The sequence below is a fragment of the Pseudolysinimonas sp. genome (assembly GCF_051954455.1).
GTDB lineage: Bacteria > Actinomycetota > Actinomycetes > Actinomycetales > Microbacteriaceae > Pseudolysinimonas.
Genome location: NZ_JBQCHS010000006.1, coordinates 99011 through 123385 on the forward strand (window position 1 = coordinate 99011; position 24375 = coordinate 123385).

28 protein-coding genes are annotated in these 24375 nt (G+C 72.1%); 21 read left to right on the forward strand and 7 right to left on the reverse strand.

The features are described from left to right. Positions 1 to 5: 5 nt before the first annotated feature. Positions 6 to 872 (forward strand): diaminopimelate epimerase, encoded by an 867-nt coding sequence (gene dapF, locus ACTHM3_RS02830; protein WP_440404569.1) that lies wholly within the window; start codon positions 6 to 8, stop codon positions 870 to 872. Here the strand turns inward: dapF and ACTHM3_RS02835 are convergent. Both ACTHM3_RS02835 and ACTHM3_RS02840 read right to left on the reverse strand, forming a co-directional pair. After that, positions 869 to 1786, reverse strand: a complete 918-nt coding sequence (locus ACTHM3_RS02835; protein ID WP_440404570.1) for an aminoglycoside phosphotransferase family protein — start codon at positions 1784 to 1786, stop codon at positions 869 to 871. The two genes, dapF and ACTHM3_RS02835, sit on opposite strands and share 4 nt — an antisense overlap. An 18-nt stretch (positions 1787 to 1804) precedes the next feature. After that, positions 1805 to 2452 (reverse strand): class I SAM-dependent methyltransferase, encoded by a 648-nt coding sequence (locus ACTHM3_RS02840; protein ID WP_440404571.1) that lies wholly within the window; start codon positions 2450 to 2452, stop codon positions 1805 to 1807. Between the two features lie 38 nt (positions 2453 to 2490). Between ACTHM3_RS02840 and hflX the strand changes: the two genes are divergently transcribed. After that, positions 2491 to 3981 (forward strand): GTPase HflX, encoded by a 1491-nt coding sequence (gene hflX / locus ACTHM3_RS02845; protein WP_440404572.1) that lies wholly within the window; start codon positions 2491 to 2493, stop codon positions 3979 to 3981. Positions 3982 to 3991: 10 nt separating this feature from the next. Here hflX and ACTHM3_RS02850 read toward each other — a convergent pair whose 3' ends face one another. Genes ACTHM3_RS02850 through ACTHM3_RS02860 form a run of 3 tightly spaced genes read right to left on the reverse strand, consistent with a single transcriptional unit; the run spans position 3992 to position 6590 of the window. Next, positions 3992 to 4555 carry a flavin reductase family protein gene (locus tag ACTHM3_RS02850; RefSeq protein WP_440404573.1) on the reverse strand — a complete coding sequence of 188 codons (564 nt, stop codon included), beginning with the start codon at positions 4553 to 4555 and terminating at the stop codon, positions 3992 to 3994. After that, positions 4552 to 5601 (reverse strand): methionine synthase, encoded by a 1050-nt coding sequence (locus ACTHM3_RS02855; RefSeq protein WP_440404574.1) that lies wholly within the window; start codon positions 5599 to 5601, stop codon positions 4552 to 4554. The genes ACTHM3_RS02850 and ACTHM3_RS02855 overlap by 4 nt, the downstream gene beginning before the upstream one ends. Then, positions 5598 to 6590 (reverse strand): putative oxygenase MesX, encoded by a 993-nt coding sequence (locus ACTHM3_RS02860; RefSeq protein ID WP_440404575.1) that lies wholly within the window; start codon positions 6588 to 6590, stop codon positions 5598 to 5600. Before ACTHM3_RS02860 ends, ACTHM3_RS02855 begins: the two co-directional genes overlap by 4 nt. 116 nt (positions 6591 to 6706) lie before the next feature. Here ACTHM3_RS02860 and ACTHM3_RS02865 point away from each other — a divergent pair, with 116 nt between their 5' ends. Continuing rightward, positions 6707 to 7735: a LysR family transcriptional regulator gene (locus tag ACTHM3_RS02865; protein WP_440404576.1), complete on the forward strand. Its 1029-nt coding sequence runs from the start codon at positions 6707 to 6709 to the stop codon at positions 7733 to 7735. A gap of 9 nt (positions 7736 to 7744) precedes the next feature. Further along, entirely contained in the window at positions 7745 to 8485 is a 741-nt protein-coding gene (locus ACTHM3_RS02870; protein WP_440404577.1) for an alpha/beta fold hydrolase, read from the forward strand. Here the strand turns inward: ACTHM3_RS02870 and lexA are convergent. Then, complete coding sequence (gene lexA, locus ACTHM3_RS02875) at positions 8482 to 9150, reverse strand: transcriptional repressor LexA (RefSeq protein ID WP_440404578.1); 669 nt, start codon at positions 9148 to 9150, stop codon at positions 8482 to 8484. The two genes, ACTHM3_RS02870 and lexA, sit on opposite strands and share 4 nt — an antisense overlap. Positions 9151 to 9341: 191 nt before the next feature. Here lexA and ACTHM3_RS02880 point away from each other — a divergent pair, with 191 nt between their 5' ends. From ACTHM3_RS02880 to ACTHM3_RS02915, 8 genes are all read left to right on the forward strand, one after another. Beyond that, positions 9342 to 9698 carry a LysM peptidoglycan-binding domain-containing protein gene (locus ACTHM3_RS02880; RefSeq protein WP_440404579.1) on the forward strand — a complete coding sequence of 119 codons (357 nt, stop codon included), beginning with the start codon at positions 9342 to 9344 and terminating at the stop codon, positions 9696 to 9698. A 64-nt stretch (positions 9699 to 9762) separates the two neighbouring features. Then, positions 9763 to 10863, forward strand: coding sequence for a histidinol-phosphate transaminase (locus tag ACTHM3_RS02885; RefSeq protein WP_440404580.1), 1101 nt, complete (start codon positions 9763 to 9765; stop codon positions 10861 to 10863). Beyond that, positions 10860 to 11483, forward strand: a complete 624-nt coding sequence (hisB, locus tag ACTHM3_RS02890; RefSeq protein WP_440404581.1) for an imidazoleglycerol-phosphate dehydratase HisB — start codon at positions 10860 to 10862, stop codon at positions 11481 to 11483. The genes ACTHM3_RS02885 and hisB overlap by 4 nt, the downstream gene beginning before the upstream one ends. 16 nt (positions 11484 to 11499) lie before the next feature. Beyond that, a complete protein-coding gene (hisH, locus tag ACTHM3_RS02895) occupies positions 11500 to 12138 on the forward strand; it encodes an imidazole glycerol phosphate synthase subunit HisH (RefSeq protein WP_440404582.1) in 639 nt (212 codons plus the stop codon). Further along, positions 12135 to 12803: a GNAT family N-acetyltransferase gene (locus ACTHM3_RS02900; RefSeq protein ID WP_440404583.1), complete on the forward strand. Its 669-nt coding sequence runs from the start codon at positions 12135 to 12137 to the stop codon at positions 12801 to 12803. Before hisH ends, ACTHM3_RS02900 begins: the two co-directional genes overlap by 4 nt. Further along, positions 12800 to 13537 (forward strand): bifunctional 1-(5-phosphoribosyl)-5-((5-phosphoribosylamino)methylideneamino)imidazole-4-carboxamide isomerase/phosphoribosylanthranilate isomerase PriA, encoded by a 738-nt coding sequence (gene priA, locus ACTHM3_RS02905; protein WP_440404584.1) that lies wholly within the window; start codon positions 12800 to 12802, stop codon positions 13535 to 13537. The genes ACTHM3_RS02900 and priA overlap by 4 nt, the downstream gene beginning before the upstream one ends. After that, on the forward strand, positions 13521 to 14276 hold the full coding sequence (locus ACTHM3_RS02910; RefSeq protein ID WP_440404585.1) for an SseB family protein: 756 nt from the start codon (positions 13521 to 13523) through the stop codon (positions 14274 to 14276). The genes priA and ACTHM3_RS02910 overlap by 17 nt, the downstream gene beginning before the upstream one ends. Next, a complete protein-coding gene (locus ACTHM3_RS02915) occupies positions 14277 to 14825 on the forward strand; it encodes a dihydrofolate reductase family protein (RefSeq protein WP_440404586.1) in 549 nt (182 codons plus the stop codon). On the opposite strand, the gene ACTHM3_RS02920 is transcribed toward ACTHM3_RS02915, so the two are convergent. After that, positions 14818 to 15183, reverse strand: coding sequence for a DUF1844 domain-containing protein (locus tag ACTHM3_RS02920; protein WP_440404587.1), 366 nt, complete (start codon positions 15181 to 15183; stop codon positions 14818 to 14820). The two genes, ACTHM3_RS02915 and ACTHM3_RS02920, sit on opposite strands and share 8 nt — an antisense overlap. A gap of 282 nt (positions 15184 to 15465) precedes the next feature. Between ACTHM3_RS02920 and infC the strand changes: the two genes are divergently transcribed. The 9 genes from infC (at position 15466) to argB (ending at position 24350) form a co-directional block, all read left to right on the forward strand. Beyond that, positions 15466 to 16044 (forward strand): translation initiation factor IF-3, encoded by a 579-nt coding sequence (infC, locus tag ACTHM3_RS02925; protein WP_440404588.1) that lies wholly within the window; start codon positions 15466 to 15468, stop codon positions 16042 to 16044. Next, positions 16037 to 16231, forward strand: coding sequence for a 50S ribosomal protein L35 (rpmI, locus tag ACTHM3_RS02930; RefSeq protein ID WP_440404589.1), 195 nt, complete (start codon positions 16037 to 16039; stop codon positions 16229 to 16231). Before infC ends, rpmI begins: the two co-directional genes overlap by 8 nt. Before the next feature lie 12 nt (positions 16232 to 16243). Next, positions 16244 to 16630, forward strand: coding sequence for a 50S ribosomal protein L20 (gene rplT / locus ACTHM3_RS02935; protein ID WP_440404590.1), 387 nt, complete (start codon positions 16244 to 16246; stop codon positions 16628 to 16630). Between the two features lie 126 nt (positions 16631 to 16756). Continuing rightward, positions 16757 to 17551, forward strand: coding sequence for a TrmH family RNA methyltransferase (locus ACTHM3_RS02940; protein ID WP_440404591.1), 795 nt, complete (start codon positions 16757 to 16759; stop codon positions 17549 to 17551). Between the two features lie 11 nt (positions 17552 to 17562). Next, a complete protein-coding gene (gene pheS / locus ACTHM3_RS02945) occupies positions 17563 to 18597 on the forward strand; it encodes a phenylalanine--tRNA ligase subunit alpha (RefSeq protein WP_440404592.1) in 1035 nt (344 codons plus the stop codon). Continuing rightward, positions 18597 to 21086: a phenylalanine--tRNA ligase subunit beta gene (pheT, locus tag ACTHM3_RS02950; protein ID WP_440404593.1), complete on the forward strand. Its 2490-nt coding sequence runs from the start codon at positions 18597 to 18599 to the stop codon at positions 21084 to 21086. Before pheS ends, pheT begins: the two co-directional genes overlap by 1 nt. 176 nt (positions 21087 to 21262) lie before the next feature. After that, entirely contained in the window at positions 21263 to 22312 is a 1050-nt protein-coding gene (gene argC / locus ACTHM3_RS02955; protein WP_440404594.1) for an N-acetyl-gamma-glutamyl-phosphate reductase, read from the forward strand. Then, the gene (gene argJ, locus ACTHM3_RS02960; protein WP_440404595.1) at positions 22309 to 23460 is read left to right on the forward strand and encodes a bifunctional glutamate N-acetyltransferase/amino-acid acetyltransferase ArgJ; all 1152 of its coding nucleotides are present in this window, start codon (positions 22309 to 22311) and stop codon (positions 23458 to 23460) included. The genes argC and argJ overlap by 4 nt, the downstream gene beginning before the upstream one ends. Further along, positions 23457 to 24350, forward strand: a complete 894-nt coding sequence (gene argB, locus ACTHM3_RS02965; RefSeq protein ID WP_440404596.1) for an acetylglutamate kinase — start codon at positions 23457 to 23459, stop codon at positions 24348 to 24350. The genes argJ and argB overlap by 4 nt, the downstream gene beginning before the upstream one ends. Positions 24351 to 24375 lie beyond the last annotated feature (25 nt).

Genomic DNA, 24375 nt, shown 5'->3' on the forward strand with positions numbered 1-24375 from the left:
GGCGCATGACCTCGCTGCCGTTCACGAAGGGCCACGGGACGGGCAACGACTTCGTCCTCTTCGCGGATCCCGAGGGGCGGATCGAGCTCGGCGAGGAGCGCATCGCCGCGATCGCCGACCGGCATTTCGGCGTCGGCGGCGACGGCGTGATCCGCGCCGTCCGTTCCGCGAATCTGCCGGAGGGCGACGACGCCCTCGCGGACGACCCTGCGGCCGAGTGGTTCATGGACTACCGCAACGCCGACGGCAGCGCCGCCGAGATGTGCGGCAACGGCATCCGCGTCTACGTCCGGTACCTCCTCGACCAGGGCCTCCTCCGACTCGAGGTCGGCGAGACCGTGAAGATCGGCACCCGCGGCGGTGTGCACCCGGTCACCCGGCACGCCGGCGGCTTCACGGTGGACCTCGGACCGTTCGTCGTCCTCGACGACGCCGAGGTCACCGTCTCGGCTCGCGACCTCGCGGTGGCGCGGCCCGGGCTCCCGGTCGGCGTCGGCAACCCGCACGTCGTCGTGGTGCTCGACGACGCCGCCGAGCTGGACGAGCTCGACCTCAACGAGGCTCCCGTCGTGCACCCGAGGCCGCCGGACGGCGCCAACGTCGAGTTCGTGGTGCCCGGCGACCCGCTCATCGAGAACGGCGTGGGCCGCATCCGGATGCGGGTGCACGAGCGCGGGGTCGGCGAGACGCTCTCCTGCGGCACCGGCGTGGCGGCGTCGGCGATCGCGTTCCATCACTACGCGGGCGACCAGGCGCCGGACCGCTGGACCGTCGAGGTCCCGGGCGGCGAGCTCGAGGTGCTCATCGAGGACGGCCGGGTGTTGCTGACCGGGCCCGCCGAGCTCGTCTTCGACGGCGATTACGAGCTCTAGAGGCCGCGCACCAGCCCCCGGACGAACAGATCGTCCTGGAGCCGCCCCAGGACGCGCCGACCGAGCACGCTCATGCCGGGGTTGGTCTCCGCGTAGTACCAGACCAGCCCCATCGCCTGCTGGAACGCCCACGCGGCGCCGCGCGCCCACTCCAGGTCGTCGGCTCCCACGGCGGCCCGGAACCGCTCGCGCGCGGGTTCCTCGAAGAGCGTCCACGGCACGATGAGGTCGAGCGCCGGGTCCGCCGGACCGTAGCCGCCCCCGTCGAGGACGCCCGCGAGCCGTCCCTGGTCGTCGAGCAGCAGGTTGCCGGGATGCAGGTCGCCGTGCGTCATGACGTCCGGCCCGCGACGCGGGAGTGCGCGCAGGGCCGCCCACAGTCGGCGGAGCCGGGGCGCGTCGAGCAGGTCCTCGCTCTCGGCGAAGCAGGTCGCGATCCAGTCGTCGTGGTCCGTCAGCACCCCGCCGCGCCCCGATCCCGCGAAGACGCGGCCGTCGGCGGGAGCCCGCCGGAGTTCGACGACCAGCATCGCCAGATCGTCGGCCAGTTCCGTCGATCCGGCGGATCCGTCCGGGGTCGCCACGGTGCCCGGCAGCCAGGTCTGCACCGACCAGGGGAGCGGGTAGCCGGCACCGGGTGCACCGACCGCCACCGGCCGGGGCGCCGGGAACGGTGACACGGCGGCAAAGGCCTCGAGCGCCCGCGCCTCCGCGCGCAGGTGCTCCGCGACGTCGGCGACCGCGTCCGCGCGCAACGGGAGCCGCGCCGTGAGGTCGTCGCCGATGCGGAAGATCGCGTTGACGGTCGCCGTGCCCGCGACGCGACGCACCGGCAGATCCGCCCACGCGGGGAACTGCGTGGCGACCAGTCGCCGCACCAGCTCGACGTCGACCGCGAGCTCGTGCTCGTGCATCACGGGCGCGCCGACCGCTCAGCCGGCGACGACGTCGATCGCCTCGGTGGAGCCGCTCCGCCGACGGCAGCGAAGCACGCGGTAGCCCTTGCTCGTCGCGGCGCGGAGGAACGCGAAGTCGGACGGGAACTCGGCCTGCAGCCAGCGGTGGAGGGAGTCCGAGCCGAGGTTCCGCTGGACGACGAGCCAACCGTCGGTGCCCGGCTCGAGACGCGGCAGCCAGTGCTGCAGCATCGCGTGCAGTTCGTTCTTGCCGACGCGGATCGGGGGGTTCGACCAGATGGTCATGAACCGGACGCGGTCGGGAACATCCTGCGGCAGCACGGCGTTGACGTTGGTGAGTCCGAGGGCCGCGGCGTTGCGGCGCACGAGATCGAGGGCGCGCTCGTTGACGTCGACCGCCCACACCTGCGCGTGCGGCGACTCGAGGGCGAGGCTGAGGGAGACGGGGCCCCATCCGCAGCCGAGGTCGAGCAGGTCGCCCCCGGGCGGCGGGGCGGGCACGTGAGAGAGCAGCACCTGGGTGCCGACATCGACCCGGTCCGGGCTGAACACGCCGTTGCCGGTGGTGACCTCGACGTCCCGCCCGGCGAGCCGGACGGCGATCTGGCGGTATCCCGGATCACCCCCCGGCGCGGAAGTGAAGTAATGCTCCGCGGGGGCCATGCCACCGAACCTATCGAGAAACTAGGCTGAACGACCATATGACCGATGACGACCGCATCCTCGACCGCGTGCTCGCGACCGACGGGACCCGTGCCGCCGTGCGCCGTTTCGACGGTCGCGCCGCGGCGCTGCAGGACGACGACCTCGCCGGGCTGACACCCGACACCGACGGCGAGCAGTTCGATCGCGAGGAGCGGGCGGCCCTCCGTCGCGTCGCCGGGCTCAGCACCGAGCTCGAGGACGTCACCGAGGTCGAGTACCGCCAGCTGCGTCTCGAGAACGTCGTGCTGATCGGCGTCTACTCGGGCGGCTCCCTGGAGGAGGCGGAGAACTCCCTGCGGGAGCTGGCCGCGCTCGCCGAGACCGCGGGCGCCGTCGTGCTCGACGGGCTGCTGCAGAGGCGGCCGCACCCCGATCCGTCGACCTACCTCGGTCGCGGCAAGGTCGAGGAGCTCGCGGGCATCGTCGCCGCGCTCGGCGCCGACACCGTCGTCGCCGACACCGAGCTCGCGCCGAGCCAGCGCCGCGCCCTCGAGGACGCGGTCAAGGTCAAGGTCATCGACCGCACGGCCGTGATCCTCGACATCTTCAGCCAGCACGCGAAGAGCCGCGAGGGCAAGGCGCAGGTCGAGCTCGCGCAGCTCGAGTACCTGCTGCCGCGTCTGCGCGGCTGGGGCGAGTCGATGTCGCGCCAGGCGGGCGGTCAGGCGGCGGGCGGCCAGGGCATGGGATCGCGTGGCCCGGGTGAGACGAAGATCGAGCTCGACCGGCGTCGCATCCACTCCCGGATGGCGAAGCTGCGCCGGCAGATCAAGGGCTTCGCGCCCGCCCGCGAGGCGAAGCGCGCCAATCGCGACCGGTACGAGGTGCCGGCCGTGGCGATCGCCGGATACACCAACGCCGGCAAGTCGAGCCTGCTGAACCGGCTGACCCGGGCGGGTGTCCTCGTCGAGAACGCTCTGTTCGCGACGCTGGACCCGACCGTGCGCCGGGCACGCACACCGGATGGCCGCGAGTTCACGATCGCGGACACGGTGGGCTTCGTCCGCAACCTCCCGCACCAGCTGGTGGAGGCGTTCCGCTCGACCCTCGAGGAGGTGGCCGAGGCCGACGTCGTCCTGCACGTCGTCGACGGCGCGCACCCCGACCCCGCGGCGCAGCTCGCGACGGTGCGCGACGTCATCGGCGAGGTGGGCGCACGCGACCTGCCCGAGATCGTGGTCTTCAACAAGGCCGACCTGATCGACCCCGACACCCGGATCGTGCTCCGCGGCCTCGAGCCGGAGGCGCTCTTCGTGAGCGCGCGCACCGGCGAGGGCATCGAGGAGCTCACCCGCCGGATGGCCGACCTGCTCCCGCAGCCGGACGTCGCGCTCGATGTCGTCGTCCCGTACGACCGCGGCGATCTGGTCGCCCTCGCGCACCGCACCACGCGGGTGCTCGAGACGGGCTACGACGAGGGCGGGACGCGGCTGCACCTCCTCGCCACGCGACGCGCGGCGGACGAGCTTCTGCACGCCCTCCGCTGAGCCGACGCGGTCAGGCCTGCAGGCGCGAGCCCGTCCCGAGGCCGTGCCAGGTTCGATCGTGATAGACGAGCGGCTCGGTCGACCCGCTGTCGGTGTACACCGCCTCGAGCGCATGCATCGCGATGACGGTCGACTCGCCCGCGGCCATCCGATTGACGACCCGGGCCCGGATCCACACCGGAACGCCCGGGAAGTGCGGCTCGCCGGTCGGCAGACGCCGCCAGATCGATGTGTCGGCGAACCGGTCGATCCCGCTCGTGGAGCACAGGCGGGCGATCTCCACTTGATCTCGCCCCAGCAGGTGCACGACGAGGGTGTTGACCCGACGGATCGTCGGCGCGCTCGAGGAGCGATTCGAGATGGAGAACACCATGAGCGGGGGCTCAGCGCTCACCGAGAACAGGGATGACGCGGTGATCCCCACGGGTCCGTCGCCTGCGTCGGCGGTCACCACGGCGACGCCGGCCGCGTGGTGGCGGAAGGCGCGCTTGAACTCGGTCGGGCTCAATCCGGCATCCAGCTGTCGGTCGCGCTGCTCGTCCGCGACCTGCGCCACGGAGTGCGGCATGCTCATGCCAGCTCCCGGCGGACGAGCTCGGCGCCGGCGCTGAGCGCACCGAGCTTGCCGCGCGCCACCTCGCGGGTCAGCGGCGCCATGCCGCAGTTCGTGCTCGGGATGAGCTTGTCCGCGTCGACGAAGGCCAGAGCCTTCCGGAGGGTCTCGGCGACCTCGTCGGGAGACTCGATGGTCTCGCTCGCCACATCGATGGCGCCGAGCATGACCTTCTTGCCGCGGATGAGCTCGATGAGGTCCATGGGGACGTGCGAGTGCTGGCACTCCAGCGAGACGATGTCGATCGAGGACTGCTGGATCAGGGGGAAGATCGCCTCGTACTGCCGCCACTCCTGCCCGAGCGTCGCCTTCCAGTCGGTGTTGGCCTTGATCCCGTAGCCGTAGCAGACGTGCACGGCGGTCTCGATCTCCAGCCCCTCTGCGGCGCGCTCCAACGCCGCCACGCCCCAGTCCTTCACCTCGCCGAAGAACACGTTGAACGAGGGCTCGTCGAACTGGACGATGTCGACCCCGGCGGCCTGGAGCTCCCGCGCCTCCTCGTTGAGGATCGCCGCGAACTCCCACGCCAGCTTCTCCCGGCTGCCGTAGTAGCGGTCGGAGAGCGTGTCGATCATCGTCATCGGTCCCGGGAGGGCCCACTTGAGGGGGCGGTCGGTCTGCGCGCGGAGGAAGGCGGCGTCCTCGACGAACACCGGCTTCTCGCGGCGGACCGGGCCGGTCACGGTGGGCACGCTGGCGTCGTACCGGTTGCGGATGCGGACCGTCTCGCGTGCGGCGAAATCGACCCCGCTGAGGTGCTCGATGAACGTCGTGACGAAGTGCTGGCGGGTCTGCTCCCCGTCGCTCACGATGTCGATGCCGGCGCGATCCTGTTCCTCGATGGTGATGCGCAGGGCGTCCTGCTTGCCCTCGCGCAGGGCGTCGCCCTCGAGCCGCCAGGCGGGCCACAGCGTCTCCGGCTCCGCGAGCCAGGACGGCTTCGGCAGGCTGCCGGCGGTCGACGTCGGCAGTAGTCCCGGCGCGGGGCGCGCTGCTCCGCCGGTCATGCGACGGGGGCGGGGTAGTCGGCCGCCCACGCCTCGAGCGTGGATCGGTGCGGTGTCATGAGATGCTCCTCGGCGTACTGACCCTGCGTTTTCGCGAGCCGGCTGCGCTCCTCGCGGTCGTAGGTGATCCCGGGTCGCGAGTAGTCCTGCGACTCCAGACTCGGGCGGTAGACGGCCGGAGCCGGCGAGTTCGCGCTGTAGATCTCCGGCCGGTAGATCTTCTGGAACGTCTCCATCACGCTGATCGTCCCGATCAGCTGCAGATTCGTGTAGTCGCCCAGCAGATCGCCGCGGTGGTAGAACGCCAGCGGCGCCACGCTCCCGGGCGGCATGAAGAAGCGCACCGTCAGACCCATCCTGCTGAAGTACTCGTCCGTCAACGAGACGTCGTCATTCTCGTACTCGACGCCGAGGATCGGGTGGCGATTGCCGCTGCGGCGGTACGTCTTACTGGTCGAGACGCTGATGCAGATCACCGGCGGCGCCGTGAACCGCTCCCGGTACGCGTCCGAGTCGAGGAAGTGGTCGAAGAGCTTGCCGTGCAGGGCGCCGAAGTCCTCCGGCGCCGGATCGTCGGGCGCGGCCTGCGTGAGCGCGGGCAGCAGCACGCTGAAGTCGTAGTCGCGCACGTACGACGAGAAGTTGTTGCCCACGATCCCCTGGGTGCGCCGTCCGGTCGCGGCGTCCAGGATCCGGATGTCGAGCACCTCGAGCAGCGGGAACTCCTGATCGGCGTCCGCACCGACGAATCGGAGGCTCGCCGACACGATCTCGAGCTCGACGGCGTAGCGGTCGCCGTTCGGGTTGTCCCAGTCGGCGAGCGAGTTGAACCGGTGGTCGATCATCGTCAGGGCCTTGCGGAGGTTCTCCTGCCGGTGCTCGCCGCGGGCGAGGTTGGCGAAGTTCGTGGTGATCCGAGACGTCTCGGCTGGCGCGTAGTCCTCGTCGAATCGCGTCGTCGTGATGCGATAGTCGAAGTCGTTCGTCATGGAGGAGATACTCCCGGGGGTCGATCGCGCCGGCGGCGGTGGTGGTGACCATGCTGCCGCGGGACCCGGGCCATCGGGGAACTCGCTCTATCTATGTCCTGATATAGATTCTTCCTATGGCGCGTGAGTCGAGCGGCATCCCCCTCCAGCAGCTCCAGTACTTCGTCGAGGTCGCCGCGGAGGGGTCGATCAGCGCCGCCGCCGACGTGCTGTTCGTGGCGCAGCCGACCATGTCGGCGGCCATGAAGGATCTCGAGGCGCGGGTGGGCCTGCCCCTCCTCGTCCGCTCCGCCCGCGGGGTGTCGCTCACCGCCGACGGGACCGAGTTCCTCGGCTATGCCCGCCAGGTCGTGGAGCAGGTCGCGCTCCTCGAGCACCGCTACCTGGGCCGGCCGCCCTCCCGGCGTCTGCTCGGCGTCTCCACGCAGCACTACTCGTTCGCCGTCGATGCGTTCGTGCGGATGGTCCGCGCGACGGATGCCGTCGAGTACGAGTTCTCGCTGCGCGAGACCCGCACCTGGGACATCATCGAGGACGTCCGCTCGCTCCGCAGCGAGCTGGGGATCCTGTACCGGAACGACTTCAATCGCAAGGTCGTCGACAAGCTGCTCCGGGATGCGGGGCTGGTCTTCCAGCCGCTCTTCGTCGCCGAGCCGCACATCTTCATCTCCCGCACGAACCCGCTCGTCGATCGTGATCGCGTCTCGCTCGCCGACCTCGCCGACCTGCCGCGCCTCACGTTCGACCAGGGGGCGAACAACTCCTTCTATCTCGCCGAGGAGATCCTCTCGACCCTGTCCAGCGCGCAGGAGATCCGGGTCTCCGACCGCGCGACCATCTTCAACCTCATGATCGGCCTCGACGGCTACACCATCTCCACGGGCATCATCAGCGACGACCTGAATCCGGAGATCGTGGCCATCCCGCTCGACGTCGACGACCGCATCGAGATCGGCTGGATCCGCCACGCCGCGATCCCGCTCACCGAGCAGGCGCTGCGGTATCTCACCGAGGTGCGGTCCGTCGTCGCCGAGTTCGGCATCGCGCTGCTCGACGGATCGCCGACAGGGTCTGACGGGGGCGCCGAGGCGGGTGGGGGACATCCCCAAGGCTCCGCCGAGGCGGCGCTCAGCATCCCCACCTAGCCTCGCCCCATGCGGCTGGCGGTGCACGAGAGCGGGACCGGATCGCGCACGGCGCTCCTCGTCCACGGGCTGATGTCCGACCATCGGGCCTGGCACCGGGTGAGCGCCCGGTTGGGGGAGCTCGGCTACCGGGTCGTGGCCGTCGACCTCGCCGGGCACGGGCGCAGCCCGCGATCGAGCCGGTACTCCCCGCAGGCGTGGGCGGACGACGTCGTCGAATCGGTGGCGCCGGTGCTCGCCGGCCCGCCGGACCTGGTCATGGGCCACTCCCTGGGCGGACTGGTGGCGAGCCTGGTCGCGGAGCGGCTCGCGCCCCGCGCCGCGGTCTACGTCGACCCGGCGTTCGCCTTCCCGGGCGGCCCGCGCGGCGTCGCGCTGAAGGCGCTCTTCGCGCTCGCGCCGCGCCCGTCGCGCGCGTCGCTCGTGCGCTGGAATCCCAAGTGGGATCCGGCCGACGTCGAGATCGAGCTGGCGACGCTCGCCGACTGGGACAAGCGGACGATCCTCGGCCTGGCGAACACCCGCCGGCTGATGCCGCCCGAGCGGCTCGTCGCGCCGAGCCTCGTCGTGCTGGCCGAGCGCAGCTGGCTGATCTCCGACGACGTCGCGGCCCGGCTCGCAGCGCAGGGGATGGTCGTGACACGGATCCCCGGGACGGGTCACACGGTGTTCCGCGACGAGCACCACGACTTCATGACGGTCGTGGAGGGCTGGCTGGCGCGGGTCGCACCGACCGTGGCCGAGCGCTAGACCGAGCGCAGCACCGCGACGACCTTGCCGAGCACCTCGGCGTCGTCGCCGAGGATGGGCTCGAACGCCGTGTTGCGGGGCAGCAGCCAGGTGTGGCCGTCGCGCTGGCGGAAGACCTTGACCGTGGCCTCGCCGTCGAGCATGGCGGCGACGATCTCGCCGTTCTCCGCGGTCTTCTGGGCACGGACGACGACCCAGTCGCCGTCGCAGATCGCGGCGTCGATCATCGACTCGCCGACGACCTTGAGCATGAACAGCTCGCCCTTGCCCACCAGCTGGCGGGGGAGCGGAAAGACCTCGTCGACCTGCTGCTCGGCCGTGATCGGGATGCCCGCCGCGATCCGTCCGACGAGCGGCACCATGGCGGCGTCGCCGACCGACGGCCCACTCTCCGGGCTGTCGCTCGCGGGCAGGTCGATGAGGATCTCGAGCGCGCGCGGACGGTTGGGGTCGCGGCGGAGGTACCCGCTCAGCTCCAGCTGGTTGAGCTGGTGGGTCACGCTCGACAGGGAGGAGAGGCCGACCGCGTCGCCGATCTCGCGCATGCTCGGCGGGTAGCCGCGGGTCGCGGTCGAGCGCCGGATGACCTCCAGGATCGCCTGCTGCTTCTCGCTCAGGCTCGTGCGCCGCCGCGTCGTCGCCGCGCGCTCCTCGGTCTCGCTCACCGCTGCCTCCCCGATGTCGGTGGTCGCTGGTCTGATCGTCCCAGCGATCGAAACTGTATCCGCCTCGGGGCCTCGCGACAAACACCTGTTCGAGTGTGTCGGCGGATCCGAGGGCCCGGACCGAGCCGAGGGTTGAACAGATGTTCGATCGAAGGTATGTTCGGAACAGAGCTTCTAATCGAGGAGTCGACATGAGCGCCATCAGCATCAGCGGTTCGTACCACACCCGCCCCACCCAGCCGCGGCTGCGCATCACCCCCCGGGGTCGGGCCGTGCTGACGCTCGTGGTCGCCGTCCCGCTCGCCCTCGCGGCGATCGTCGGCGGCATCGGCGCGGTCAAGGCCGACGGGTCGGACGCCGCCCGCACGGGCCACTACAGCTACACGACGGTGACGGCGGGGGAGTCCCTCTGGCAGGTCGCCCAGGAGATCGCGCCGAAGGCCGACCCGCGCGACGTCGTGGCCGACATCTCGAGCCTGAACGGACTCGACTCGGGTGTGATCCAGCCGGGCCAGCGCCTCGCGATCCCGCCGCAGTACGCCCGCTGATCCGCCGTAGGACGCCCGCCGACCCGCGAGTCGGGCGGGCGTCGCGTCGAAATAGGCTGGGACGGTGGCATCGCTCGACGACCTCCCCCTCCGTGCCGATCTGAGAGGGCAGTCGCCCTACGGTGCGCCGCAGAAGCACGTGCGCGTGCAGCTGAACGTCAACGAGAACAGCCACCCCATCCCCGAGGCCGTCGCGCGCGACATCGTCGAGTCGCTCGCCGGAGCGGTCCTCACGCTTAACAGGTATCCCGACCGCGAGTTCACCGCGCTGCGCGAGAGCCTGGCCGCGTACCTCGGCCAGGGCCTCGGATCCGAGCAGATCTGGGCCGCGAACGGCTCGAACGAGATCATCCAGCAGCTGCTGCAGGCATTCGGCGGACCGGGTCGCAGCGTGCTCGCGTTCCCGCCCACCTACTCGATGCACGGCATCATCACGCGCGGCACCGGCACCACCTGGCTGACGGCGGAGCGCGACGCCGACTACGCGCTCAGCGCCGACACGGTCGTCGCGGCCATCGAGCAGCACCGGCCCGACCTCGTCTTCCTCTGCGCCCCGAACAACCCCACGGGCACCCCCGTCGCCCTCGACGTCATCGAGGCCGCGTACGAGGCGAGCACCGGGATGGTGTTCGTCGACGAGGCGTACGCCGAGTTCATGCCGTCGGGCACCCCGACCGCGGTCTCGCTCCTGCCCGACCGGCACCGGCTCGTCGTCTCGCGCACCATGAGCAAGGCGTTCGCATTCGCGGGCGCGCGGGTCGGCTACCTCGCGGCGGACCCGGCGGTCATCGACGCCCTGCGACTCGTGCGGCTCCCGTACCACCTGTCGGCCCTCACGCAGGCGGCCGCGGTCGCTGCGCTCCGGCATGCGCCCGAGATGCTCGCGATGGTGGACGACATCCGCGGACAGCGCGACCGACTGCTGGCGGAGCTGCCCGTCCTCGGGTTCCGGGCTTACGACAGCTGGGCCAACTTCGTCCTCTTCGACCGGGTTGCCGACCCGCATGCGACGTTCGAGGCGCTTCTCGAGCGCGACATCATCATCCGCGACGTCGGGCTGCCGAACTCGCTCCGCGTCACGGCGGGCACCGAGCAGGAGACGACGCTCTTCCTCGACGCGCTCGCCGAGCTCGGCGCCGCGTCGCCCACTACCCTCGGATCATGAGCGGAGAGAGCGCATCGGACGGCGCGCGCGTCGCGCGACTGGGCCGGGAGACGAGCGAGTCGAGCGTCGAGCTCGTCCTGGATCTGGACGGCAGCGGCCGCGCCGACATCCGCACGACCGTCCCCTTCTTCGACCACCTGCTGACCGCCTTCGCGAAGCACGCCGTGGTCGACCTCATGGTCCGCTCCGAGGGCGACGTCGAGATCGACGTGCACCACACCGTGGAGGACACCGGCATCGTCCTGGGCCAGGCGATCCGTCAGGCCCTCGGCGACAAGGCGGGCATCGCGCGCTTCGGCGACGCGCTCGTGCCGCTCGACGAGGCGCTCGCCCAGGCCGTGGTCGACGTCTCGGGCCGGCCGTATCTCGTGCACGGCGGCGAGCCGGCCGGGTTCGAGTTCCACCTCATCGGCGGGCACTTCACCGGCTCCATGGTGCGGCACGTCTTCGAGGCCATCACCGTCAACGCGGGCCTCACCGTCCACCTCAGCGTGCTCGCCGGCCGCGACCCGCACCACATCGCCGAGGCCGAATTCAAAGCCTTCGCCCGCGCCTTCCGGCAGGCCGTCGCCCGCGACCCGCGGGTCCAGGGCATCCCGTCGACCAAGGGCGCGCTGTGACGTCGGCGGCCACCCGATGACCGGCCAGCGGCCCTCCGTCGTCGTCTTCGACTACGGCTTCGGCAACGTGCACTCGGCGGCGAAAGCCCTCGAGACCGCGGGCGCCGACGTCGAGCTGACCGCCGACCGTGACCGGGCCATGGCGGCCGACGGCCTGCTCGTCCCGGGCGTCGGCGCCTTCGCCGCGGTCGTCGAGGGGCTCCGCCGTGCGCACGGCGACGAGATCGTCGGCCGGCGCCTCGCCGGCGGGCGCCCGGTGCTCGGCATCTGCGTCGGCATGCAGGTGCTCTTCGAGCGCGGCCTCGAACGCGGCGCCGACACCGAGGGGCTCGGCGAGTGGCCGGGCGTCGTGGAGGAGCTCGAGGCGCCGGTGCTGCCGCACATGGGCTGGAACACCGTCGAGGCACCGGGCGACTCGGTCCTCTTCGAGGGGCTGCACGACGAGCGCTTCTACTTCGTCCACTCCTACGCCGCCCGGGGCTGGGAGCTCGACCCCTACGGCCGTTTGCAGCAGCCGCGGGTGAGCTGGGCCCAGCACGGCGAGCGCTTCGTGGCGGCGGTCGAGAACGGACCGCTGTCGGCCACCCAGTTCCACCCGGAGAAGTCGGGGGAGGCCGGGATCCAGCTGCTGCGCAACTGGATCGGCACCCTGTGAGTGGGCACCCGCTCGACGATCCCGCCCGCTCCGCGCTCGAGGGCGCCGACGCCCGCTTCGCCGAGCGCCACGGCGGCGCGCTGCGCTACCGGCCGGAGTTCTCGGTGTTCGGGACGGGCCCCTGGCAGGACCTCGAGGCTCTCGCCGGCCCCGGGGGCCTGGTCGTCTACGCCGGCGCCCCCGCGGCCCCGCCGGCCGCCTGGCAGAGCGTCCCGGCGATCTCGGGGTTCCAGCTGACGGGGGAGGCGTTCGAGCCGCGGACCGACCCCGAGGTCGTCGATCTCGACGCGACCCACGCCGACGCCATGGCCGACCTCGTCGAGCGCACCCGCCCCGGGCCGTGGGCGCCTCGCACCCATGAGCTCGGCGGCTATCGCGGCATCCTCGTCGACGGCATCCTCGCGGCGATGGCGGGGGAGCGGATGCACCCGGAGGGCTGGACCGAGATCAGCGCGGTCTGCACCGACCCCGCCCACCGCGGCCGCGGCCTGGCGACCCGGGTCATGCGCGCGGTCGCGGCGGGCATCGTCGAGCGCGGCGAGGTCCCTTTCCTGCACGTCGCGGGGAACAACACGGGCGCGATCGCGCTGTACGAGCGTCTCGGCTTCCGCACCCGGCGACCGATCGACTTCGTCATCGCCGTCGCCCCTACGCTGGAGACGTGACCGCCGACAAGCTGATCCTGCTGCCCGCCGTCGACGTCGCGGACGGGCAGGCCGTGCGACTCACCCAGGGCGAGGCCGGGAGCGAGACCGGCTACGGCGATCCCCGCGAAGCCGCCGCCGCGTGGACCGATCAGGGCGCCGAGTGGATCCACCTCGTCGACCTCGACGCCGCCTTCGGTCGCGGCGACAACCGCGCCATCATCCGCGAGGTGATCGCGAGCGTGCCGGCGGGGGTCCAGGTCGAGCTGTCGGGCGGCATCCGCGACGACGCCTCGCTGGACGCGGCGCTCGGCACCGGCTGCGCCCGGATCAACCTCGGCACCGCCGCGCTCGAGCAGCCCGAATGGGCTGCCCGCGCGATCGCCGACCACGGCGAGCGGATCGCGGTCGGCCTCGACGTGCGCGGCACGACGCTCGCCGCGCGCGGCTGGACCCAGGAGGGCGGCGACCTCTGGGAGGTGCTGGCCCGCCTCGAGGACGCCGGCTGCGCCCGCTACGTCGTGACCGACGTCACCAAGGACGGCACCCTCCAGGGCCCCAACCTCGACCTGCTGCGGCAGGTGACGGCCCGGACGTCGCGACCCGTGGTCGCCTCCGGCGGCGTCTCGAGCCTCGACGACCTGGCGGCGCTCCGCGGGCTCGTCGCCGACGGGGTCGAGGGCGCGATCGTCGGCAAGGCGCTCTACGCGGGCGCGTTCACGCTCACCGAGGCGCTGGATGTCGCCGGCCGCTGATTCGGCGGGCGTCCCGTTCGAGGGCCGCCGCTTCCACGAGAACCCGGGAGCCGGCGACGACGGCAGCGCGTCCCCGCGGGTGCTCGAGGCGATTCGCCGCTTCCGCGCCCGCGAGGTCGGCGGGCCGGAGGTCGTCGAGGCGCTGCACGACTCGCGCTTCCTCGTGCCGCTCGTCGCGGTCCGCGGCGACGAGGGCGTCGGCGTCCACGGGCAGATCGTCGACAAGACGCAGGAGCTGTCGATGGTGACGGTCGAGGGCCCCGACGGCCGGCCCGTGCTCCCGGCCTTCACCTCGGTCGCGGCGATGCAGGCGTGGGACGGCGGGGCCCGCCCGATCCCGATCGAGGCGCCGCGGGTCGCCCTGGCCGCCGCGGCGGAGGGTACTCCGCTGGTCGTCGTCGACCCGGGATCGGAGACCGAGTTCGCGGTCCGCCGGACGGCGCTCCGCGCGCTCGCGACGGGTGAGCGCTGGACGCCCTCGTTCGAGGATGCCGCGGTCCTGTCCGCGTTCCAGGCCTCGGTCGAGCCGCATCCCGAGATCGTGGCGGTCGGGCTCGGACCGGGGGACCCCGACGCGCGCCTCCACGGGCCGGAGCTCATGGTCGGGCTCGGTGTCCGCCCCGGCCTCGATCCCGACGGGCTCGGCGTCATCATGCGCGAGCTGCAGGCCCGGTGGGCCGCCGATCCTGTGATCGCCGAGAGGGTCGACTCCATCGGCGTGCGGGTGCATCCTTCCTAGATGGCACGACTCCTCGCCGAGTTCACCTGCTCGCTCGACGGCTTCGTCGCGGATGCCGACGGCGACTTCTCCTGGTCGGAGCCGGATCCCGAGATCCATCAGTGGTTCAACGACCGCGAGCGCGAGTTCGGCACGCACCTCTACGGCCGTCGGCTCTACGAGACGATGCGGGTCTGGCAGGACTGGACGGAGGGCGACCCGGTCGCCGTCGAGTACGGGGAGATCTGGCGCGGGATCGACCACGTCGTCTACTCGCGGACCCTGGAGGACGCGCCGACGCCGCGAACCCGGATCGAGCGCGACTTCGACCCGGCGCGCGTGCGCCGCGAGGTCGACGCGCTCGAGCGCGACGCCGTGGTGGGCGGCGCGACGCTCGCGGGGCTCGCGATGCGCGCCGGCATCGTCGACGAGCTCCGTCTCGTCGTCGTGCCGCACCTCGTCGGCGGGGGCCTGCGCGCCATCCCGGAGGGGGTGTCGGGATCGATCCGGCTGCTCGAGGAGCGCCGGTTCGCCACGGGCGCGGTCCTCCTGCGCTACGGGCTCAGCTGACCGGGCCGGTCCACTTCTCGCCGGGGCCCTGCCCGATCGGGTCGGGGATCGACGAGGTCTCCCGGAAGGCCAGCTGCAGCGAGCGGAGGCCGTCGCGCAGCGGTCGGGCGTGCTGGTCGCCGATGTTGACGGCCGCGCCCGTGACGAGGCCGGCGAGGGCGTCGATGAGCTTGCGCGCCTCGTCGAGGTCGATCTGCGCGGCCGCGTCGGGATCGTCGGCGAGCCCGAGCTTGACCGCGGCGGCGCTCATGAGGTGCACCGCGACGGTGTTGATCACCTCGACCGCCGGCACGTCGCCGATGTCCCGGATCTCCGGGTCCACGGACAGATCGATCTCGGACTCTTCGGCCACGGCCATCCCTCTGCTATCCTTGTGCGGTTCCCGGCACGCCCGGGGATTCGGCACGAGTGCCGAACGAAAGTGGAGAGATCCCACCCGTCTGCCGCCTCACCAGGCTAGCCGGGTCGAAACACCCTCCGCCGCACGGACAGCGATGGCCGTCGGTCGACAGATCGAGAAGATCAGTAGGGGGTGATGTGCGCGGCGCCATGCGTGCCGCGGAATCCCTCTCCTTTCGCGTGAACGAGAACGACGAAAGGAATTCGCATCAGCGATCCCAGGACGAACGACCGGATCCGCGTGCCCGAGGTGCGCCTGGTCGGTCCCGAAGGCGAGCAGGTCGGCGTGGTCCCCACCGCGACGGCCCTGAAGCTCGCCCAGGAGGCCGACATGGACCTGGTCGAGGTCTCCCCGAACTCGACGCCGCCCGTGGTGAAGATCATGGATTACGGCAAGTTCAAGTACGAGCAGGCCCAGAAGCTCAAGGAAGCTCGACGCAACCAGACGAACACGATCCTCAAGGAGGTCCGGTTCCGTCTGAAGATCGACAAGCACGACTACGAGACGAAGCTTAAGCGCGCCGAGGGCTTCCTGCAGGACGGCGACAAGGTCAAGGCGATGATCCTGTTCCGCGGTCGTGAGCAGTCCCGGCCGGAGCAGGGCTACCGGCTCCTGGAGCGGTTCGCGAACGACGTGGCCGAGTTCGGATCGATCGAATCGCGACCCGTGCAGGACGGTCGCAACATGGTCATGGTCATCGGTCCGCTGAAGAACAAGGCGGAGGCGAAGGCCGAGCAGAACGCGAAGCGTGACGCGGCGCGTGCCCGTAACACCCCCGCTCCGGCGGCGAACGAGGAAGAGACAGAGGCAGATGCCTAAGCAGAAGACGCACTCCGGTGCGAAGAAGCGGTTCCGGGTCACCGGCTCCGGCAAGGTCATGAAGCAGGGCTCGGGCATGCGCCACAACTTCGAGCACAAGTCGTCGCGGGTCACCCGTCGCCTCAACGGCGACGTGGAGCTCCCCGCCACCGAGGCGAAGATCATCAAGCGCCTCCTGGGCAAGTAAGGAACAGGACTCATGGCACGTGTGAAGAGGGCGGTCAACGCCGCCAAGAAGCGCCGCACCACGCTCGAGCGCGCCGAGGGCTACCGCGGGCAGCGGTCGCGCCTCTACCGCAAGGCGAAGGAGCAGGTCACCCACTCGCTGACGTACGCGTTCCGCGACCGTCGCGCGAAGAAGGGCGAGTTCCGTCGCCTGTGGATCCAGCGCATCAACGCCGCCGCTCGCGCGAACGGCATCACCTACAACCGCCTGATCCAGGGCCTCGGGCTCGCCGGCATCGAGGTCGACCGCCGCATCCTCGCGGAGCTCGCGGTCAACGAGCCGGCGACGTTCGCCGGTCTGGTGGAGGCCGCCAAGGCCGCGCTGCCGTCGGACGTGAACGCCCCGAAGGCCGCCGCGTAAGCAGCACCCCCGAGCGGGTCGAGTAGGTCGCGGAGCGACCGTATCGAGACCCTCCGACGCAGACGGAGATCTCGATACGCGCTCCGCGCTACTCGATCCGCTCGTTCGTTTCTCTAGGCTGGTCGCGTGATCGACAACCCGCGCTCGCCGCGGGTGCGCGCCGTGGCGAAGCTGGCCAAACGGAGCGCGCGGGAGGAGACGGGCTACTTCCTCGTGGAGGGTCCGCAGGCCGTCGCGGAGGCGTTCGCCTACCGCCCCGACCTCGCGATCGACCTCTTCATCACGCGGCACGCCCTCGACCGGTCCGGCGACTTCGGCGCCGCGTCCGCCGGGATCGAGCCCGAGCTCGTGACCGACGCCGTCCTCGAGGCGATGGCCGACACCGTCACGCCGCAGGGCGTCGTCGCCGTCTTCGCCCACCACGACCAGTCGGTCGACTCGCTGCTCGACCGCGCCCCGCGGCTCCTCGCGATCCTCGACGAGATCCGCGATCCCGGCAACGCGGGCACCATCATCCGTGCGGCCGACGCGACCGGCGCCGACGGGGTCGTCCTCACCGGCAGGCACGTCGACGTCTTCAACCCGAAGGTCGTCCGGTCGACGACCGGGTCGATCTTCCACCTGCCGATCGCCCAGAACGGTCCGCTCGGCGCGGCGATCGCCGCGGTGCGCGAGGCGGGGCTCCAGGTGCTCGCCGCCGACGTCAAGGGCGACGAGCTCCCGCGGGTGCGCGACCTGCTGCCCCAGCCGACGGCGTGGCTCTTCGGCAACGAGGCCCACGGCCTGACCGACGAGGCCCTCGAGCTCGCGGACCGCGTGGTCCGCCTCCCGATCTACGGTCACGCCGAGTCTCTGAACCTCGCCACGGCCGCGTCGGTCTGCCTGTACGAGAGCGCCTTCGCCCAGCGCGCGCCTCGGTAGGCTTGATCCTCGTGTCCGAGGCCATCACCGAACCCGCGGTCGAGGCCGCCGTGGAGGCCGCGCTCGCGGCGATCTCCGCGGCGGGCGACGCCGCCAGCCTGAAGGCCGCGCGTGCCGCGCACGCCGCCGAGGGATCGCCGCTCGCGCGCTTCAACGCCGCGATCCGCGACCTGCCCGGCGACCAGAAGGCCGCCGCCGGCAAGCTCGTCGGCACCGCCCGCGCTCGGGTGACCCAGGCGTTCGCGGCGCAGGAGGAGCGCGTGCTCGCCGCCGAGGAGGCCGCGCGCCTCGAGGCCGAGGCGGTGGACGTCACCGAGGTGCCGTCGCGCTGGCGGGCCGGCGCCCGTCATCCGCTCACGATGCTCATGGAGCGGATGAGCGACCTGTTCATCGGCATGGGCTGGGAGATCGGCGAGGGCCCCGAGCTCGAGCACGAGTGGTTCAACTTCGACGCGCTGAACTTCGACGAGGACCACCCGGCGCGCGCCCTGCAGGACACCTTCTTCGTCGACCCGGTGGAGCGCCACCTCGTGCTGCGCACCCACACGAGCCCGGTGCAGATCCGGTCGCTCCTCTCGCGCGAGCTCCCGGTCTACGTCGCCGCCGTCGGGCGGGTGTACCGCACCGACGAGCTCGATGCGACCCACACCCCGGTCTTCAATCAGATCGAGGGGCTCGCGATCGACCGCGGCCTCACGATGGCGCACCTGCGCGGCACCCTGGAGCACATGGCCCGCACGCTCTTCGGGTCGGAGGCGCAGATCCGCCTGCGCCCGAACTACTTCCCGTTCACCGAGCCGAGCGCCGAGATGGACGTGTGGCACCCGCGCGCGAAGGGCGGCCCGCGCTGGATCGAGTGGGGCGGCTGCGGCATGGTCAACCCGAACGTGCTCCGCTCGGCGGGCATCGATCCCGACGAGTACCAGGGCTTCGCGTTCGGCATGGGCATCGAGCGCACGCTGCAGTTCCGCAACGAGCTGAACGACATGCACGACATGGTCGAGGGCGACGTCCGCTTCTCGCAGCAGTTCGGGATGGTGGTCTGATGCGCGTTCCGCTCAGCTGGCTGGGGGAGTGGGTCGACCTCCCCGAGGACGTGTCGCTCGAGAGCGTGCACGCCGCGCTCGTGAAGGTCGGGTTCGAGGAGGAGGACGTCCACGTCTCCGAGCTCACCGGCCCGATCGTCGTCGGCCGGGTGCTCTCGGCCGAGCCGGAGCCGCAGTCCAACGGCAAGATCATCAACTGGTGCCAGGTCGACGTCGGTGAGCCCGAGCCACGCGGCATCGTCTGCGGCGCGCACAACTTCGGGCCCGGCGACAAGGTCGTGGTGACGCTGCCCGGCGCCGTGCTGCCGGGGCCCTTCCCGATCGCCGCGCGGAAGACCTACGGTCACGTATCGGACGGGATGATCGCGAGCGCCCGCGAGCTCGGCCTGAGCGACGAGCACGAGGGCATCCTGCGCCTCGCGGAGCTCGGGCTCGACCCCGAGGTCGGCACCGATGCGATCCACCTGCTCGGCCTCGACGACGCGGCGGTCGAGATCAACGTCACCCCGGACCGCGGCTACGCCCTCTCGATCCGCGGCGTCGCGCGCGAGTACTCCCACTCGACCGGCGCGCGGTTCACCGATCCGGCGCTCGCCGCGACGCCGGCCGAGCCCGTCGAGACCTTCCCGGTCGTCGTCGACGATGCCGCGCCGATCCGCGGCCGCGTCGGCGCGTCGGTGTTCGTCACGCGCGCGGTCCGCGGCATCGACCCGACACGGCCCACCCCGCCGTGGATGGCGTCGCGGCTCCGGCTCGCCGGCATCCGCTCGCTCTCCCTCCCGGTCGACATCACCAACTACGTGATGCTCGAGCTCGGGCAGCCGATCCACGGCTACGACCTCGCGACGCTGCAGGGCGGCATCACCGTCCGCCGCGCGGTGGCGGGCGAGACGCTCGAGACCCTCGACGGAGTCGTCCGCACGCTCGACGCCGAGGATCTGCTCATCACCGACGAGTCCGGGCCGATCGAGCTCGCCGGCGTGATGGGCGGCGCGACGACCGAGCTCTCCGACACCACGACCGACGTGCTCGTCGAGGCGGCGAACTTCGACCCCGTGTCGATCGCCCGCACCGCCCGCCGGCACAAGCTGCCGAGCGAGGCGTCGCGGCGCTTCGAGCGCGGGGTCGACCCGGCGGTCGCCGCGCCCGCGGCGCAGCGCGTCGTCGACCTGCTCGTGGAGCTGGCCGGCGGCACCGCCGACCCGCTCGGCTCGGTGCTCGACGAGGCGCCCGCGACACGGGTGATCGCCCTCGCGCCGGATCGCCCCGCCCGCCTGATCGGCGTCGACTACGCACCCGCCGAGGTCCGCGCGACGCTCGAGCTCATCGGCTGCACGGTCGCCGAGGGGGACGGCGGCGGCTGGCTCGTCACCCCGCCCACCTGGCGCCCCGACCTGACCGGCGACGCGGAGCTGGTCGAGGAGGTCGCGCGCATCTCGGGCTACGACCGCATCCCGTCCGTGCTGCCGACCGCACCCGCCGGCGGGCGCGGGCTGACTCGCTCGCAGGCGCTGCGGCGACGCGTCGGGGCGACCCTCGCGGCCGCGGGCGCGACGGAGGTCGTCGCCTATCCGTTCCTCTCCGCGGCGGCCGTCGAGCGGTTCGAACCCGGCGCCCCGAGCATGCGGCTGGTCAACGCCCTCGATCCGCAGGCGGACCGGCTGCGGCGCTCACTGCTCCCCGGGCTCCTCGACGTCGCGCGCCGCAACCTCGGACGCGGCCTTACCGACCTCGCGGTCTACGAGATCGGCACGGTGTTCCGGCCGGAGGCCGATGCGCAGCCCGGGACCGACGACATCCCGCTCGGGGCGCAGCGCCCCGACGACGCGACGCTCGAGCGGCTGAATGCCGGCATCCCTCCGCAGGGCTGGCGGGCTGCGGCGCTCTTCCTGGGCGAGGCGCTGCCGAAGCAGCCGGGATCCGCCGCGGTGCCCTCGGGACTCGTCGATGCGCTCGACGCGGCCCGCCAGATCGGGCTCGCGGCCGCCGTCCGTCTCGTGCCGGTGCAGGGCTCCCACCCCGCGCTGCACCCGGGCCGGACCGCGGAGCTGCGCGCGGGCGACCGGGTGGTCGGCGTCGCCGGCGAGCTGCTCCCGGCGATCGCGGCCGAACTCGACCTGCCGCGCGTGGTGGCTCTCGTCGAGCTCGACCTCGACGCGCTCGACGAGCTCGGCGCGATCGAGGTGCAGGCCGACCCGATCGCGACGATGCCCGCCGCGACCCAGGACCTGTCGCTCGTCGTCCCCGTCACGGTGCCCGCCGGCGAGGTCCTCGAGGCCGTCGTCGCGGGCGCGGGCGAGCTCCTCGAGCACGCCGCGCTCGTCGACGACTATCGCGGTGCCGGACTGCCGGAGGGGTCGAAGTCGCTGACCTTCGCACTGCGCTTCCGGGCACGCGACCGGACGCTGACCGCGGCGGAGGCGAGCGAGGCGAAGCTCGCCGGCGCGGCGCTCGCCGGGAACCGGTTCGGGGCGACCGTCCGCGAGTGATCGCGGAGTGGGCTACGCTCGACCCGTGCTTCAGCCCCGGACCGACCTCGTGAGCGCCTCGCTCCGTCGCGTCCGTCGCGCGCGCCGAATCCCGGCGACGTCGCGCCGCTGATCCGTCAGCCGTTCGCCCGACGTCGCCGCCTCGGCCACCGTCCGTCGAACAATAAGGTTGATCCATGCCCCTCTCCGTCGCCGTCGCCGGCGCGAGCGGATACGCGGGAGGCGAGCTGCTCCGGCTGCTCGCCGCGCATCCCGAACTCGAGGTGACCACCGTCACCGCGCACAGCAACGCCGGGCAGCTGCTCGGCGACGTCCAGCCGCACCTGCGCTCGCTCGCGCACCTCCGGCTCGCCGAGACCACCCCCGAGAACCTCGCGGGCGCCGACATCGTGCTCATCGCGCTCCCGCACGGCCAGTCCGGCGCCGTCACCGCGGAGCTCCCCGACGACGTGATCGTCGTCGACTGCGGCGCCGACCACCGCCTGGCCGACGAGGCGGCCTGGGAGCGCTTCTACGGCGGAGACTTCTTCGGCGCCTGGGAGTACGGGCTCCCCGAGCTCCTCGTCGACGGCGGCGCGGGCAAGCAGCGCCAGAACCTCGCCGGCTCGACGCGGATCGCGGCCCCCGGCTGCAACGCCAGCGCGGTCACGCTCGCCCTGGCTCCCGCCCTCGCCGCGGGCGTCGGGCTCGCGCAGGACCTCGTGACGGTCCTCGCCGTCGGCACCTCCGGGGCCGGCAAGAGCCTGAAGACGAGTCTTCTCGCCAGCGAGATCGCCGGCTCCGCCTCCGCCTACCAAGTCGGCGGCGTGCACCGGCACATCCCCGAGATCCAGCAGAACCTCACCGCCGCCGGCGCCGTCGACCCGACGCTGTCGTTCACCCCGGTGCTCGTGCCGATGTCGCGGGGGATCCTCGCCACGGCGACCGCGCCGCTCGCGCCGGGCGCCTCCGCGGCCGACGTCCGCGCCGCCTACGGGGACGCGTACGGCGACGAGCCGTTCGTGCAGCTGCTCCCTGAGGGAGTCTTCCCGCGCTCGGGCGACACCACCGGCGCCAACACGGCCCTGATCGGCGTCGCCGTCGACGAGGCCGCGAACCGGATCGTCGCGCTCTGCGCGATCGACAACCTCGTGAAGGGGACGGCGGGAGCCGCGATCCAGTCGCTCAACATCGCCCTCGGCTTCGAGGAGACCCTGGCCCTCCCCGTGAACGGAGTCGCCCCGTGAGCGTGACCAGCCCCGCCGGCTTCGAGGCGGCCGGTGTCGCCGCCGGCATCAAGGCCTCCGGCGACCTCGACCTCGCCCTGGTCGTCAACCGCGGCCCGCGGCAGGACGCCGCGGTCGTGTTCACGGGCAATCGCGCGCAGGCGAACCCGATCCTCTGGTCGAAGCAGGTGGCCGCCGACGGCCAGGTCGCCGCCGTGGTCCTCAACTCGGGCGGTGCCAACTGCTTCACCGGAGCCGAGGGGTTCCAGACGACGCACGCGACCGCCGAGGCCGTGGCCATGGCGCTCGACGTGAGCGCCGGCGACGTGCTCGTCTGCTCCACGGGGCTCATCGGCGAGCAGCTGCCGCGGGAGAGGCTCGTCGCGGGCGTCGCGACAGCGGCCGCGGCGCTGTCCGTCGACGGCGGTCTCGACGCGGCGCGCGCGATCATGACGACCGACACGGTGCCGAAGACGTCGGCCCGGTCGAGGGACGGCTGGACGATCGGCGGCATCGCGAAGGGGGCCGGCATGCTCGCGCCCGGGCTCGCCACGATGCTCGTCGTCATCACGACGGACGCGGAGCTGGAGTCCGGCGAGCTCGACGCCGCCCTCCGCGCCGCGACGCGCGTGAGCTTCGACCGCCTCGACTCCGACGGCTGCATGTCGACGAACGACCAGGTGTCGCTGCTCGCGAGCGGCGCGAGCGGGATCCGGCCCGACCCCGAGCTCTTCACCGAGGCGCTCACCGAGGTCTGCACGGATCTCGCGGTGCAGCTGCAGGCCGACGCCGAGGGCGCGAGCCACGACATCGCCATCCTCGTCGAGCACGCGGAGACCGAGGACGACGCGGTCGAGGTGGGCCGCTCGGTCGCGCGCAACAACCTCTTCAAGGCGGCGGTGTTCGGCAACGACCCCAACTGGGGCCGGGTGCTCGCGGCGATCGGTACCACGTCGGCGCCGTTCGACCCGTACGCGGTCGACGTCACCATGAACGGCGTCCGGGTGTGCTCGAACGGCGCCCCCGACCGCCCGCGCGACGAAGTCGACCTGACACCCCGGGCGGTGAGCCTCGTGATCGACCTCAAGGCGGGCGACGCGAGCGCCATGATCTGGACGAACGACCTCACGCACGACTACGTGCACGAGAACTCGGCGTACGCGTCATGAGCGACATCGAGCTGGACGACCTCGACGCGGTCGACAAGGCCTCCGTCCTCATCGAGTCCCTCCCGTGGCTGCAGGAGTTCGCCGGCAGGATCGTCGTCGTCAAGTTCGGCGGCAATGCGATGGTCGACGAGGGGCTGCAGCGCGCCTTCGCGCAGGACATGGTCTACCTGCGCCACGTCGGGCTCCGGCCGGTCGTCGTCCACGGCGGCGGCCCGCAGATCACGGCGATGCTCGACCGGCTCGGCATCCCGAGCGAGTTCCGCGGCGGCTACCGGGTGACGACGCCGGAGGCCATGGACGTCGTCCGCATGGTCCTCACCGGCCAGGTCAGCCGTGAGCTCGTCAGCCTCATCAACGAGCACGGCCCCCTCGCGGCCGCGATCTCGGGGGAGGACGCGGGCCTCTTCCGCGGGCGTCGCCGGGAGGCGGTGGTCGACGGCGAGCCGGTCGACATCGGGCTCGTCGGCGACGTCGTCGAGGTGGACCCCGCCGCCGTGCTCGCGCAGCTCGACGCGGGCCGGATCCCCGTGGTCTCCTCGATCGCCCCCGACCTCGACCAGCCCGGCCAGTCGCTCAACGTCAACGCCGACTCGGCCGCGGCGTCGCTCGCGATCGCCCTCGGCGCCGCGAAGCTCGTCGTCCTCACCGACGTCGCGGGCCTCTACCGCGACTGGCCCGACCGCGACTCCCTGGTCAGCCGGATCGGCGCCGCCGAGCTCACCCGGCTGCTGCCGAGCCTCGAGAGCGGCATGATCCCGAAGATGACCGCGTGCCTCGACGCGGTGCTCGGCGGGGTGCCGAAGGCCGCGATCATCGACGGCCGGCGGCCGCACTCGATCCTGCTGGAGATCTTCACCGACGCGGGCATCGGCACGGAGGTGACCGCATGAGCCTCGAGGCCTTCACCGAGCGGTT